Source organism: Kaistia terrae (genome assembly GCF_026344005.1).
Taxonomy (GTDB): Bacteria; Pseudomonadota; Alphaproteobacteria; order Rhizobiales; family Kaistiaceae; genus Kaistia; species Kaistia terrae.
The window spans coordinates 464,660-478,010 of record NZ_JAPKNH010000002.1; the positions used below are offsets into that span (position 1 = coordinate 464,660).

A 13,351-nucleotide genomic window follows, 5' to 3' on the forward strand; every position below is an offset into this window, starting at 1 on the left:
CGGGCGGCGTGCCGAACCGGAACAGAGGGTAACGACGGGCCGATCAACGGCCTGCGTGGCAGGGAGGAGCGCCGGGATGACTGTCCTGGAACTCAAGGGCATATCGAAGCATTTCGGGGCGATTCAGGCCCTGAACGACGTTTCGCTCACCATCAAGCCGGGCGAAGTCGTCGGGCTGATGGGCGACAATGGCGCCGGAAAGTCGACGCTGGTGAAGATCATCGCCGGCAATTTTCCGCCCTCGCACGGCACGATGCGGGTGCTGGACCGCGAGGTTCATTTCCACAAGCCGGTCGAAGCGCGCGAAAACGGCATCGAGGTCGTCTACCAGGACCTCGCGCTTTGCAACAATCTGACGGCGGCGGCCAATGTCTTCCTGGGACGCGAGTTGAAGCGCGGCTTCGGTCCGATCCGCATCCTCGATTATGCGACGATGTACAAGCGCGCCGCTGATCTGTTCAAGGAGTTGAAGTCGGAGACGCGGCCGCGCGATCTGGTCAAGCAGATGTCGGGTGGTCAACGCCAGGCCGTGGCGATCGCTCGGACCCGGCTTTCCGATTCGAAGATCGTGCTGATGGACGAGCCAACGGCGGCGATCAGCGTGCGCCAGGTGGCCGAGGTGCTGAACCTCATCCGCCGGCTGCGCGACCAGGGCATCGCCGTGATCCTGATCAGCCACCGGATGCCCGACGTGTTCTCCGTTTGCGACAAGATCGTCGTGCTGCGGCGTGGCACCAAGGTGGCCGACAAGCTGATCTCCGAAAGCTCGCCGGAAGAAGTGACGGCCTTGATCACCGGCGCGCTCGAGCGCGCCTGACATCGAGCGAAACTGAGAGGGAGTTACGAAAATGGCTGTTTCGCTCGACGACACCATCAATCGCCAGACGCACAGCACGTTGAGCTGGCTGCTGTCGCGCCAGACTTTCTGGGTCTTTCTCGCGGCGTTGTTGGCCTGTATCGCGCTGTCATTCCTGACCGATACGTTCGCGACGAGGAACAATCTCTTCAACGTGACGCGCAATTTTGCTTTTGTCGGCATTGTCGCCATCGGCATGACGGTCGTCATCATCTCGGGCGGCATCGACCTGTCGGTCGGTTCGACGCTCTGCCTGTCGGCGATCGTCACCGGTTTGGTGATGAGCGCCGGCTATCCGCTTGCCGTCGGCATCGCGCTGGCGCTGATCGCCGCCATCCTCGTCGGCGTCGTCAACGGAGTGCTGATTGCCTATGTGGGCATGCCGCCCTTTGTGGTGACGCTCGGCATGCTTTCGGTCGCCCGAAGCATGGCGCTGGTGCTGTCCAACAACAAGATGGTCTACCAGTTCGGTCCCGATCAGGCGCTGTTGCTGCAACTCGGCGGCGGCACCACCTTCGGCATCGCCAACCCGCTGATCGTGCTTGCCGTGATGGCGCTGATCGCCGGCTTCGTATTCCGCTGGACGGGCTGGGGTCGGCATATCTTCGCCATCGGCGGTAATGAGCATGCGGCGATCCTGACGGGCGTGCCGGTCCGGCGCATCAAGGTTGGCGTCTATGTCATCTCGGCGCTGACGGCGGGCATTGCCGGCGTGCTGATGACCGGCTGGCTCGGCAGCGTGACCACCAATCTCGGCACCGGCATGGAACTGACCGTGATCGCGGCGACTGTCATCGGCGGTGCCAATCTTGCCGGTGGCGTGGGGACGGCCTTTGGCGCCGTGGTCGGCGCGGCGCTGATCGAGGTGATCCGCAACAGCCTGATCCTGTTGGGCATCTCGACCTTCTGGCAGGGTGCCTTCGTCGGCAGCTTCATCGTCATCGCGGTCGCCTTCGACCGCATCCGCAGCCTCCGCCAGTCGGACTGATTTTCACGCCCCGGGCGCCGCGACGAAGCGGCGCCCGGTTTTTCTTTGAGGCAGTGGGTTCCCGAGCAGGCGACAAGGTCGCCCTCGACTGTTCGCGGCGGCTGACGCAAGAATGCGCTCCCGATCTCGAGCGAACCTCAGTCAGCATGAAGCTTCCCAATCAGACCGAAGGCCTCCGCTTCCGTCTCGTCCTGAAACCCGGCTTCGCGCTCGGGCCGGGCAAGGCGGACTTGCTGGAGGCGATCGCCGAAAGCGGCTCGCTGGCGGGCGCCGGCGCGCGTCTCACCATGAGTCCGAAACGCGTATGGGGGCTTGTGCGCGAGATGAATGCCGCTTTTCGCGATCCGCTGGTCGAGACGGAGAAGGGGGGGACGGGCGGCGGCGGCAGCGCGCGATTGACGCCGGCCGGACGGCTCGTACTCGATCGCTATCGCGCCATGGAAGCCGAGACAAACGCCCGCATCGCCGCCGGTGTCGCGGAATTACGCGGGCTCATGCGCGAAGATTGAGATCGGACGTCTCAGGCGTCCGATGAGGTTCCCAGACGTGCCAAAATGCCGTTGGCGGCGGCGATACCGGTGGCAAAGCTCGCCTGCAGCAGATAGCCGCCGGTTGGCGCTTCCCAGTCGATCATTTCGCCGGCGACGAAGACGCCCGGCAGCTTCTTCAGCATCATGGTGTCGTCGATGCTGCTCCAGGCCACGCCGCCCGCCGTCGAGATGGCGCGTTCGATGCCCTCCGTGCCGGTCAGGCGGATCGGCACGGACTTGATCAGGGCGGCAAGGTCTTTCGCGTCGCGCGGCAGGGCAGGACCGCCGCCACCTTCGCGAAGCAGGTTTATCGCCACCGGCGAGAGATGCACCGCCTTGCGCAGCTGATTGGAGAGCGACTGGCTCTGCTTCTGGATCGCGATCCGCGTCGCCAGCTCATCAACGCTGCGGCTGGGGGCGAGATCGAGATGGATCGTCGCCGAGCCGTCGCGGGCGATGGCGTCACGAAGCGGCGCCGACAGCGCGTAGATGACGCCGCCTTCAAGCCCGTAACTCGTGACCATCGCCTCGCCACGAAGCATCGCGTCCTCGAAGCCGATGGCGAGGGTCTTTAGTGGCTGGCCGGCAAAGCGGGTCCTGAAGATGTCCGACCAGTCGACGCGAAATCCGCCATTGGCCGGGCGCAGTGGCGTGATGTCGACGCCCTTTTCCCAGAGAATGTCGGCGAAGGCGCCGTTGGAGCCGAGGCGCGGCCAGCTTGCGCCGCCAAGCGCCAGCAGCGTGGCTTCGGCGGCAACCGTTTCGCTCGCACCATCGGGGCGGCGGAAAACCGGCCGCGTCTCCGCATCAAATCCCACCCAGTCGTCGCGCAGCACGAAACGGACGCCGAGGCTGTCGAGCCGGCGCAGCCAGGCGCGCAGCAGCGGCGAGGCTTTCAGGGCAGTTGGGAAGACGCGGCCGCTGGAGCCGACAAAGGTCGGCGTTCCGAGTTCTTCGGCCCAGGCGCGCAGAGCTTCCGGCGGAAACGCCTCGATCAGCGGGCGCAGCCTGGCCGATGCCGCGCCGTAGCGGCCGAGGAAGGCTTCCAGTGGTTCGCTATGGGTCAGGTTGAGGCCGCCGCGCCCTGCCATCAGCAGTTTGCGACCGACGGAAGGCATGCGGTCATGCACCGTGACGGCGAGACCGGCCTTGGCGAGCGTCTCGGCGGCGATCAGGCCGGCAGGGCCGGCGCCGATGATTGCCACGGAGGGCTTGTGGGGAGAGGTTTGATTGGACATCGCCGCGGTTTGTCGGTCGAAACCGCGGCGATCGCAAGTGGGTAGGTTAAGCGAGGTCGCGTTTAGCGCTTGCCGACCAGCTTGTCGGCGAAGAGGGCCGCGCTCTTGGCGTAGACGCCGGCCTTGTTCCACTCGCGCAGGACGCCGAAATTGTGCGAGCCTTCCTCCCAGCTGCCGCCGCGCTGCCAGCCATAACCCTTCAGGTAATTGGCGGTGGAGGCGAGTACGTCGATCGGGCTGTTGCGCAGATCGGCATGGCCATTGCGGTCGAAGTCGACGGCGAAGCGGACATAGGATGTCGGCAGGAACTGGGTCTGGCCAATTTCACCGGCCCAGCCGCCCTTCATCTGCGCCGGCGTCAGGTCGCCGCGCTGGACGATCTTCAGGGCGGCCATCAATTGATTCTCGAAGAATTCGCCGCGGCGGCAGTCGAAGGCGAGGGTGGCGAGCGAGCGGATCGTCGACATGTTGCCGCTACCGGCGCCGAAATCGGTCTCCATGCCCCAGATTGCGATCAGGATCGGCGCGGGGACGCCGAACTGCTTCTCGATCCGGTCGAGCGTGCTCTTGTACTGCTGCATCAGCTTCTTGCCCTTGGCGACGCGGCCGGGCGAGACGACGCGCTTCGCGTAGACTTCGAAGGGCTGGCTGAAATGCTTCTGGTTGCGATCGAGCTTCATGACCCGCGGGTCATAAGTGACGCCCGAAAGCGCCTGATCGACGACGGAGCGCGAGATGCCGGCCGAAACGGCCTCGGCCTTGAATTCGGTCAACCAGGCGCCAAACTGCGCCGGATTGTTGCCGCAGGTCGCAGCTTCGGCCCGTCCCAGACCAGCTGCGAGCGCGACGGTGAGAACCAGGGCGGACAGGCGGAGCTTCGAGGTCTTCATAATAAGCCTTTGTCTAGTCGGAACGGCCGTTAACTATGCGGGCTTCGCGAGCACGCGCAAGACGACACTAGCGGAGGGAAGGTTACCTAGCGGTTGAGGAGGCGCATCAGTGTGATCTTGGTCACACTTTGCCGGCATTTTGGCCCGCTGGAAGGTGCTGTCGGCGTCCGACGACGTGGTTTCAGCCGAAGCCTGCCCGCTTCAGCCGGACGATCGCCAGATCAAGGGCGGAGAGGAAGGCGGAACGGTCACGCGGCGAGAAGGGGCGTGGTCCGCCGGTGATGGCGCCGGCCGAGCGCAAATCTTCCATCAGGTTGCGGGTCGCCAGCACATTGCCGATCGAGGCTTCGGTGAAAGGCCTGCCATTCGAGCCGATGACGTCGGCGCCCGCCTTGATGCAGCGGTCGGCCAGAGGGATATCCGCCGTGATGACGATGTCGCCGCGACCGACGCGCTCGGCAATCCAGTCATCGGCGATGTTCAGACCGCTCGGCACGACGACGCGCTCGATCCAGGGTTCGCGCGGGATGCTGATCGGCGTGTTGGCGACGACATGCACCTTGAGGCCATGCCGCTCGGCCACCTTGTAGATCTCGGCCTTCACCGGACAGGCGTCGGCATCGACATAGATCTCGATGGGGCGGGGCTCTTGGGGAGGATTCGGATTGGAAACAGACATTCGATACTCAAAAAGGCAGAAGGGCCGCCCGCCCGGGCGACCCTTCCATTGTCAGACCGCGCTCCGGCATGAGGCCGGAGGAAAGCCGGTCAAGCGGCGCAAACCTCTGCAAAGAGAGAGATCCGGACCATTGGAACCGACGCACGCGGTGAACGACAATGAGACACTAGACCACCTCCTTTCGAATTGTTGATGACATGGTTAACGTAGCGCGTTTCAGGGCGATTCGTAAGGGCTGACGAGACGCTTCCGTAGCGGCGCGCTGTTTTTGCACCATCCCCACCCGGCCGCCGCCGGCTTAGCGGATCGAGCGAAGCATGCCGGCATCGGGGAAGCAGGTGGCGGAGCGACCGTTCGCTTCTTCCCAGGCGCCGATGGCGATGCGCGATTTGAAACCGACCAGGCCGTCGGCCGAGCCGACATCGACGCCGCGCTTCTCCAGCCGTTGCTGCATGGCGCGGACATCGGAGCGGGTGAAGCCGCCGACATCGCCCCAGGCATTGGCGATCGGGCCGGCGCCGCGCAGCCGATCGGCCAGGTGGCCGATGAACAGCGCATAGAGATCGGACTCGTTGTAGGTCTTCAGGACGTAGAAATTCCCCGAGACGATGAACGCCGGGCCGTGACGACCGGCCGGCATCAGCAGATGGCCGATGCGGTCCGGAGTGCGGCCGGCGAGCTTGCCGCCGCCGACGGGGCGCACGCCCATGGCCTGCCAGGCGGCGAGCGGCTTGCCCTGTTCCGGACCTTCGAGGCGACAGGAAACGCTTTCCGGCACCTCGACCTCCACGCCCCAGCCGACCCCAGGCTGCCAGCCGTTCTGGCGCAGATAATTGGCAATCGAGGCGAGGCTGTCGGGGACCGAGTTCCAGATATCGCGCTTGCCGTCGCCGTCGAAATCGACCGCCAGCGTCAGATATTTCGACGGCAGGAACTGCGGCTGGCCGAGCGCGCCGGCCCAAGAAGAGCGCATCTCGTTCAGGCCGATATGGTCGTCGTCGACGATCTGCAGCGCGGCGAGGAATTCGGGATAGAAGTTTGCCTTGCGCGCGCCCATGAAGGCCTCTGTAGCCAAAGCCCGGACCGCCGGATAAGGCATCTTGGCGGCGCCATAGCCGGATTCGCGACCCCAGATCGCCACAACGATCGAGGCGGGGACGCCGTAGGTCTTCTCGATCTTGGCCAGCGTCTTCGACCATTTCGCCATCAGCGTACGGCCGCTATTGGCAAGGCCGGCAACCTTCGCCTCGTTGAAATAGCGGGCGGGGCCTGAGAATTCGGCCTGGCGCTGCGGCTCCTCGCGCTTCTTTGGCGCTCCGGGCGGGGCGAGGTCCGGCAGCGACCAGTCGAGCGTCAGTCCGCCAAACGCGGCGTCCAGCGTCTGTCGCGAAATGCCGCGCTTCTGCGCATCGGCGCGCACCGTCGTCGCCAGCCAGCTCTGGAACTGCTTTTCCACGCGGGCCTGGTTGGCGGTTTGGGCAAAAGCCGGCGAGGCGGCGAAGAGGAGCAGGCAGAGGCAGAGCAGAATGCGCACGGGATCGGTCACCTGGCCGTGGATGGGACGTCGCCGTCACCTTGGCGAAGCCGAGCCGCCGGCGCAACCTCGAACGGTCAGCGCGGATACCGGGTGCCGCCCGCCTCGCCCGACAGGCAATCGGCGTTCGGAACGGATTTCTGGTCGGCAACGCGCAGGATCGGCTGCGTTTGTCCGGCGATCTCGGTCACCAGCTTGCGGCGGATCGAGATCTCGAACTGGTCGACGTCATAGACAGCCAGGGCGAAGGCTCCGGCGCCTCCCACGACACAATCGCGATAGTAGGCGTCGAGATTGTCGATATCGAACGCGCTGGATCGCAATCCCTCGGTTGGCGGCTTCAGGATGATGGCCAGGCCATTGATGGTGATGCCGCGCGCGACAACCGCGTTGCGGGCCAACGCCACGGGCGGCCCCATGTTGTTGGGGCCGTCGCCAGATATATCGATGGTGCGGCGCCCGCCGTTGAAGCCGTTGTTCTCGAACATCGCGGCCGCGAAGACGAGGCTGGCGGAGATCGATGTGCCATAGCGGCCGAGCACGACGCGCGGAGAAATCTGCGATGCGACCGCATAGGCGCTTTCCGCGTCGTCGACGAGGGTCCAGGGCACGACGATGCTTTGCGATCCTTCGCCCGACCACTCGAAATAGCTGATGGCGATGCGGCCAAGCGGTCCGGACTGTATGGCGGCAATCACATCTGGGTGCTGCAGGGCGGAAACATAGCCCTGCCGCTGCAGCGCCTGTTCATCGGTGTCCATCGAGCGCGAAACATCGACCGCCAGGACAAGCTCGAGGTCGACGGATGTCTCCTGGGCGGCGGCGCATGGAACGCTCGCGGCCATCAGAAGGGTTGCGATGAGTATTCCGGGAAGCCTCATGACGCCCCTCGATCGGTAGTTTCTCATCGAACTACACCCTAGGGCATCATTGCTTCGCCACAAGGGAGGGAGAGACATCCAGCAGGCGAAGCCGGATCAATTCCCCGGCATGAACCCCCGCGTCCTGCTATTCTCGGCGCCATTCGACGCTGTCGAACGCGGGGGAGGCCGCCTTGACCGAAGAGCGCATGTTCATCGCAGACAAGCCCGTCGCCAATCGCCAGTTCTATGTCCTGCTGGCGACCATCCTGGCCTCGGGCATGGCCTTCATGGACGGTTCGATCATCACGGTCGGATTGCCGGCGATCCGCGCCAATCTCGGGGCGAGTTTTGGCGAGGCGCAATGGACCTCCAACGCCTATACGCTGACGCTTGCCGCCTTCACCCTGCTCGGCGGCGCCGCAGGCGACGCCTATGGCCTACGCCGTGTCTTCATGATCGGAATCGCGCTGTTCGGGCTCGCTTCGGCCGCCTGCGGCCTGGCCTGGTCACCGGAGAGCCTGATCATCGCCCGCGCCATTCAGGGCGTCGGCGGAGCGCTGATGGTGCCGGGTTCGCTTGCTCTGATCACGGCGCATTATCCGGCGGAGGCAAGGGGCAGGGCCATCGGTACCTGGGCCGCCGCCTCGTCGATCGCGCCGGCGATCGGGCCGATCCTCGGCGGCGCGCTGGTCGATCTGGGATCCTGGCGGGCGCTGTTCCTGATGAACGTGCCGATTGCGATCGTCGCCTGGCTGCTTTGCCGGGCAAAGGTTCCAGCGGACGCAAGTCGGACGTCCGTGCGGATGGACTGGCTCGGCGGCGCGTTCGCCGTCATCGGGCTCGGAGTGCTTGCCTATGGCCTGACCGAAATGGGCTCGTCGGGCGGATTCCGGTTCGATCTGGCCGTCGGGCTGGCGCTGGCGGGCGCGGCGGTTCTCGTCGTCTTCGTGCTGTGGGAGGCAATGTCGCCCGCGCCGATGATGCCGCTCGGCCTGTTTGCCAACAGGATGTTCTCCGGTGTCAACGTGCTGACATTGCTTCTCTATTTCGCGCTGGCCGGCGCGTTGTTCTTCCTGCCGACGGCGCTGATCCAGGCGCACCATTATCCCGCCGCTCTGGCCGGGTCCGTGTTTCTGCCGTTTGTCATCGTCATGGCCGTGCTGTCGCGTTTCGGCGGCGGATTGGCCGATCAGTTCGGCGTTCGGCCCTGTCTGACCGTCGGCCCGATCCTGACCGGCATCAGCTTCCTGCTGCTGTCACCTGCGGTCGCGCATGGCGGCTTCTGGGTGGCGCTGATGCCGACCATGCTGCTGATGGGGCTCGGCATGGGCATTACGGTTGCGCCGCTGTCGACGGCAGTGATGAACGCGGCACCGGATGAGCGGCGAGGCGCGGCGTCGGGCATCAACAATGCCGTGGCGCGGGTCGCCGGCCTCGTCGCCGTGGCAAGCCTCGGCATCGCGGTCACCTATGGCTTCGACCGCGTGCTGGCGGAGGCGGGCGCTGAAGCGGCCGCCATGGTTCGCGCGGCAGGTTTCGGCGGCAATCTCGGCGCGGTCGTCGGAATGGACGCTGTATCGATGGAAGGGCTTTGGGCTCAGGCGACGATTGCGGGCTTTTCAGCCGTGACGATTGTCTGCGGCGTGCTTGCCATCGCGAGCGGTCTAGTCGGCTGGACCTTCACCGGTGAGGGCAGGAAGGGCTGAGGCGGGCGCCTGGATCTGGGGGCGACCGCGGTCGGTATAAGTCGTCGCATCGGCCTTGCGGTAGGTGGAGCCGCCGGCGGCTTTGGCGTCGTAGAGTGCAATGTCGGTCAGGCGATAGGTGCTTTCGAAGTCGGGAGCGCCGTCCGTCACCCGAGCGATGCCGATGCTGGCCCCGGTCGTGACGACGGACTCGGCAAAGCCGATGGGTTCGGAGATGCGTTCGATCAGGCGCTTGGCTGCGATCTCGGCATCGGCATCTGGCGCCTGGATCAGCAGCGCGAATTCGTCGCCGCCGATGCGGGCGGCAACGTCATCCTTGCCGAGGCAGGCGCGGATGCGATCGGCGATGGCCAGCAGGGCATGGTCGCCAAACTGGTGGCCGAAGCGATCGTTGATAGGCTTGAAATCGTCGAGATCGATCAGCAAGAAGCAGAAGCTGCGCCCCTCCGCGCTCCACTTTTCGAAGCTGTCACTTAACGCCGCGCGGTTGGCGAGACCGGTCAGCGGGTCGTGATGGGCGCGACGGTCCAGTTCGTCCTGGCGGGCGCGGCGGCGCGAGATGTCCTGCAATGTGCCGACAGCGCGATAGGGGCGTCCATCGGCATCGAACTCGACGACGCTGCCGCGATCCAGAACCCAGATCCAGTGGCCGTTCTTGTGGCGGAAGCGCTGCTCGACGCTGTAGCGGGGCGTGCGACCTTCCAGATGGTCCTGGATCCGCCGCCGGTTCTCCGCCGTATCGTCGGGATGGCGCAGTAGATCCCAGGTGGCGACCGTCTCTTCCAGTTCGTGGCGCTGGTAGCCGAGAATGGCATACCAGCTGTCGCTGAAATAGGTCTGGTTGTTGGCGATGCACCAATCCCAGACGCCCTCGCCAGAACCCGCGAGCGCATAACGCAGCCTCTGCTGGCTCTGCTTCAACTCGCGCGCCGCCCGCTGCAGCCCGGCGACGGCGGCGGCGACGAACAGCGGCGGAATGGTGTTGAAGCTCAGCGCAAGCTCGATCCGTTGCAGTTGCGAGCCGAGCGATAGAGTGCTGGAGGCGCTCGGCCATTCACCGGCAACCAACAGAAGGATGATGACAAGCGACAGGATCGATCCCGTCACGGCGGTCGCCGGCGGTCCGTAGCGGATCGCGCACGAAAGCAAAGGCACGGTGAAGAAGCTGATCATCGAGACGTTCACGTCTCGCATGATCAGCACCGAACTGATGAGCACGCCGACGATGGCGAGGTACTCGGGAATGCGCTGCTTGCCGCGGTCGTGAAAAGCAGCGCGAAGCTGTTTCGTCCAACCCGGCCGCACGAGGGCAAAGTAGGGCGCAAGGATGATCAATGCGCTGACGGCATTCAGGCGCCAGAGCGTCAGGAGGCTTTCGGCATAGTCGATATCGCGGAACCAGGCGAGTGTGGCCGCCGCGCCAAGCGCGCTCAAAGCCGTCGCAATGGAAAGAATGCCGACAAGCGCCACGATGCTGGAGACGGTTTCCAGGCCGGAGCGGGTCAGTCGCAGCCGTTCGGCGGCAAGGACGACAATGGCGACCTCGGTCAGGTCCGATGCGGTCAGCGCCAGCCCCATCGGACCGCTCTGCAAGAACCACTGCACGACAAGGCCGCCAAAGGTGGCGCCGGCCAGGGCAAAGCCGATCTGGTTGATGCCCAGCGTCAGGATCAGCACCACCATCAGCCCGTTCGCCGGCCAGAATGTCGGCACGTTGCCCGCAACATGCATCAGCCACAGGCCAAGGACGCCGGCGATGCCATAGACCAGGGCACCGGACAGGAACGAGGTTACAGGAAGGAGGAGACGCTGCACGGAACGCGGCCTGGTTGTGTTCGTCGCTAGGCTGCCAATCGCATAAATTCGTTGAGGAATTGCGAAGAAAGCGTTCTGTGGGAGAGATTTGGGGGACTCGGAAAACCGGAAGCACAACCGGAGGGCGCTATGCCTCCGGCTATGCTTTCGTCTGTGTCAGGCGGCGCGCGTGCCCTTCTTGTCCGAAACCTGATCGGCCAGGCGACCGGTCAGCTCGGCCAGATGATCGAAGCGACTGGAATAGGTGCCGACGCCGGCGGTTGCCGAGCGCAGCTCGACGATCAGCCCCCGCATCTCCGATTCCGGAATCTCCGCCTCGACGATGTCCCAGCCGGGCCAGCCGGGCTTGGCGTCAAAGCCGAGCAACTGGCCACGGCGCTGGGTGACCATCATGTTGACGCGGGAACTCGCATCGGAGGGTACCGTCACCGATACGCGCAGCACGGGCTCGAGCAGAACCGGACTACATGCCTCCAGCGCCTCGCGCATGCCGAGCTGCGCCGCCGTGCGGAACGCCTGATCGGAGGAATCGACGCTGTGATACGATCCGTCCGTCAGCTTGACCGCGACGTCGACGACCGGGAAGCCCAGCGGTCCCCGCTTCAGCATGTCCTTCACGCCCGCCTCGATGGCCGGGATGTAGTTGCGCGGCACGACGCCACCGGTGATCGCGTCTTCGAACAGGAAGCCATTGCCGCGCCGCTGCGGCCGGATTTCCAGCACGCAATCGCCGAACTGGCCATGGCCGCCAGACTGCTTCTTGTGCCGCCCACGCACGGTTGCCTGGCCCCGGATTGTCTCGCGATAGGGGATAGATGGTGGACGGGTCTCGACCTTGAGGCCGTAGCGCGCGGCGAGCCGCTCCATGGCGACGCGCAGATGCATCTCGCCCTGTCCGGCAAGGCGAATCTCGCCGGCCTCTTCGTCCTGCGAAACGATGAGGGCAGGGTTCTCTTCGGAGAGTCGCAGCAAGGCGGTAGAGAGCTTCGTCTCGTCCTTGCGCTCAGCCGGATTGACGGCCAGCGCGATCACCGGCTCGGGCGCCGTGAGCGGCGCCAACTGGACAGGGGGGTGCTTGCCGGTCGCGAGCGTCATGCCGGTGGCGGCGCCATCGAGCTTTCCGAGCCCAACCACTTCGCCAACCGCGGCCGGATCGCGCTTCGCAGTCTGCTGGCCTATGACGCGAAGCAGGCCTGATACGCGGCCGACCGAGCCCTCCGGTCCGGTCAGCTCGACACCGTCCTGGACGGTGCCGCGCAGGACGCGGGCGATCGAGAGCTTGCCGGCGTGGCCGGTGTGGATCGTCTTCAGAACCTGGACCACCGCCTCGGTTCCGTCCTCAAGACCCAGGCGCTCGACTGTCGTGGTGACGTCGGGCGCTTCGTGCCGGATCGCCTTCAGCAGCCTGCCGACGCCATGGCCGTGCAGCGCCGAGCCGATCAGGACGGGACAGACCAGCCCGGCGCGCATGTCGGCGACCAGATCGGTCAAGACATGCTCCAGCGACGGCTCGACATCGTCCAGCAGCTCCTCCATCAGGGAATCATCGTAATCCGCCAGCTTTTCCAGCATGGCGTAGCGTTCGCGCGCCTCGCTGACGCGAACCTCGTCCGTCATGTCGATCAGCTCGCTCGGCGCATATTCGCGGTAGACGAACGCCCTTTCGAGGGCGAGGTCGACGAAGCCGGTGACGACATCATGCTGGCGGATCGGAATATGGCGCAGCAATAGCGGCACGCTGCTCGCCGGCTGCAACAGGGTCAGCGTTTCGCGGACGCCCATTTCGCTCTTGTCGATCTTGTTCAGGAAGAGAATGCGCGGGATGCCCAGCGCTTCCAGCCGCTTCAACACCAGTTGCAGCGCGCCGACCTTCTTCTCGTCCGCCTCGGCGACGACGATGGCGCAGTCGACGGCGGCCAGGACAGCCTCTGCCTCATGCGCGAATTCGACGGAACCGGGACAGTCGAGCAGGGTAAGCCGCTCGCCCATGAAACTGGTCTCGGCGACGTTGAGCTCGACGCTCATGGCGTGGGCGCGGGCTTCCGCGCCGGCGTCGCCGACAGCACTGCCGTCACCCACGATACCCTGGCGATGGATGGCGCCTGTGCGCGCCAGCATGGCCTCCATCAGCGTGGTCTTGCCGCTGCCGAAAGGCCCGATCAGCGCGATCGCCTTGGGGCCGGCGCTTCTGCCGACTCCACCTCCGTTCCGATCCGTCATCGCTTCCTCCGTTCATGAAATGTTCTAGTGGC

The 13,351-nt window shown here is 65.2% G+C and carries 11 protein-coding genes; 4 read left to right on the forward strand and 7 right to left on the reverse strand.

Going from position 1 to position 13,351, the window contains the following annotated elements:
• The first annotated feature begins 76 nt into the window (after positions 1-76).
• From OSH12_RS07360 to OSH12_RS07370, 3 genes are all read left to right on the forward strand, one after another.
• Positions 77-817 carry an ATP-binding cassette domain-containing protein gene (locus tag OSH12_RS07360; RefSeq protein WP_266342877.1) on the forward strand — a complete coding sequence of 247 codons (741 nt, stop codon included), beginning with the start codon at positions 77-79 and terminating at the stop codon, positions 815-817.
• A gap of 31 nt (positions 818-848) precedes the next feature.
• Positions 849-1,844 (forward strand): ABC transporter permease, encoded by a 996-nt coding sequence (locus OSH12_RS07365; RefSeq protein ID WP_266342878.1) that lies wholly within the window; start codon positions 849-851, stop codon positions 1,842-1,844.
• Positions 1,845-1,990: 146 nt separating this feature from the next.
• The gene (locus OSH12_RS07370; RefSeq protein ID WP_266342879.1) at positions 1,991-2,353 is read left to right on the forward strand and encodes a winged helix-turn-helix domain-containing protein; all 363 of its coding nucleotides are present in this window, start codon (positions 1,991-1,993) and stop codon (positions 2,351-2,353) included.
• An 11-nt stretch (positions 2,354-2,364) separates the two neighbouring features.
• Here the strand turns inward: OSH12_RS07370 and OSH12_RS07375 are convergent, their stop codons facing one another.
• The 5 genes from OSH12_RS07375 to OSH12_RS07395 form a co-directional block, all read right to left on the reverse strand.
• Positions 2,365-3,612: a BaiN/RdsA family NAD(P)/FAD-dependent oxidoreductase gene (locus OSH12_RS07375; RefSeq protein WP_266342880.1), complete on the reverse strand. Its 1,248-nt coding sequence runs from the start codon at positions 3,610-3,612 to the stop codon at positions 2,365-2,367.
• A gap of 62 nt (positions 3,613-3,674) precedes the next feature.
• A complete protein-coding gene (locus OSH12_RS07380; RefSeq protein ID WP_266342881.1) occupies positions 3,675-4,502 on the reverse strand; it encodes a lytic murein transglycosylase in 828 nt (275 codons plus the stop codon).
• 181 nt (positions 4,503-4,683) lie between these two features.
• Entirely contained in the window at positions 4,684-5,181 is a 498-nt protein-coding gene (locus OSH12_RS07385) for a YaiI/YqxD family protein (RefSeq protein WP_266342882.1), read from the reverse strand.
• Positions 5,182-5,479: 298 nt separating this feature from the next.
• Positions 5,480-6,715, reverse strand: coding sequence for a lytic murein transglycosylase (locus tag OSH12_RS07390; RefSeq protein WP_266342883.1), 1,236 nt, complete (start codon positions 6,713-6,715; stop codon positions 5,480-5,482).
• Positions 6,716-6,792: 77 nt separating this feature from the next.
• Positions 6,793-7,596 carry a DUF1194 domain-containing protein gene (locus tag OSH12_RS07395; protein ID WP_266342884.1) on the reverse strand — a complete coding sequence of 268 codons (804 nt, stop codon included), beginning with the start codon at positions 7,594-7,596 and terminating at the stop codon, positions 6,793-6,795.
• Positions 7,597-7,769: 173 nt separating this feature from the next.
• Here OSH12_RS07395 and OSH12_RS07400 point away from each other — a divergent pair, with 173 nt between their 5' ends.
• A complete protein-coding gene (locus OSH12_RS07400; protein WP_266342885.1) occupies positions 7,770-9,284 on the forward strand; it encodes a DHA2 family efflux MFS transporter permease subunit in 1,515 nt (504 codons plus the stop codon).
• On the opposite strand, the gene OSH12_RS07405 is transcribed toward OSH12_RS07400, so the two are convergent.
• Together OSH12_RS07405 and OSH12_RS07410 are read right to left on the reverse strand one after the other, a co-directional pair.
• Positions 9,243-11,099 carry a diguanylate cyclase domain-containing protein gene (locus OSH12_RS07405; protein ID WP_266342886.1) on the reverse strand — a complete coding sequence of 619 codons (1,857 nt, stop codon included), beginning with the start codon at positions 11,097-11,099 and terminating at the stop codon, positions 9,243-9,245. The two genes, OSH12_RS07400 and OSH12_RS07405, sit on opposite strands and share 42 nt — an antisense overlap.
• Positions 11,100-11,255: 156 nt before the next feature.
• The gene (locus OSH12_RS07410; RefSeq protein WP_266342887.1) at positions 11,256-13,319 is read right to left on the reverse strand and encodes an elongation factor G; all 2,064 of its coding nucleotides are present in this window, start codon (positions 13,317-13,319) and stop codon (positions 11,256-11,258) included.
• Between the last annotated feature and the right edge of the window lie 32 nt (positions 13,320-13,351).

Excerpts from the sequence above, each read along its gene's own strand:
- OSH12_RS07360 (WP_266342877.1), top strand. The coding sequence starts at position 77 with ATGACTGTCCTGGAACTCAAGGGCATATCGAAGCATTTCGGGGCGATT.
- OSH12_RS07365 (WP_266342878.1), top strand. The coding sequence starts at position 849 with ATGGCTGTTTCGCTCGACGACACCATCAATCGCCAGACGCACAGCACG.
- OSH12_RS07370 (WP_266342879.1), top strand. The coding sequence starts at position 1,991 with ATGAAGCTTCCCAATCAGACCGAAGGCCTCCGCTTCCGTCTCGTCCTG.
- OSH12_RS07375 (WP_266342880.1), bottom strand. The coding sequence starts at position 3,612 with ATGTCCAATCAAACCTCTCCCCACAAGCCCTCCGTGGCAATCATCGGC.
- OSH12_RS07380 (WP_266342881.1), bottom strand. The coding sequence starts at position 4,502 with ATGAAGACCTCGAAGCTCCGCCTGTCCGCCCTGGTTCTCACCGTCGCG.
- OSH12_RS07385 (WP_266342882.1), bottom strand. The coding sequence starts at position 5,181 with ATGTCTGTTTCCAATCCGAATCCTCCCCAAGAGCCCCGCCCCATCGAG.
- OSH12_RS07395 (WP_266342884.1), bottom strand. The coding sequence starts at position 7,596 with ATGAGGCTTCCCGGAATACTCATCGCAACCCTTCTGATGGCCGCGAGC.
- OSH12_RS07410 (WP_266342887.1), bottom strand. The coding sequence starts at position 13,319 with ATGACGGATCGGAACGGAGGTGGAGTCGGCAGAAGCGCCGGCCCCAAG.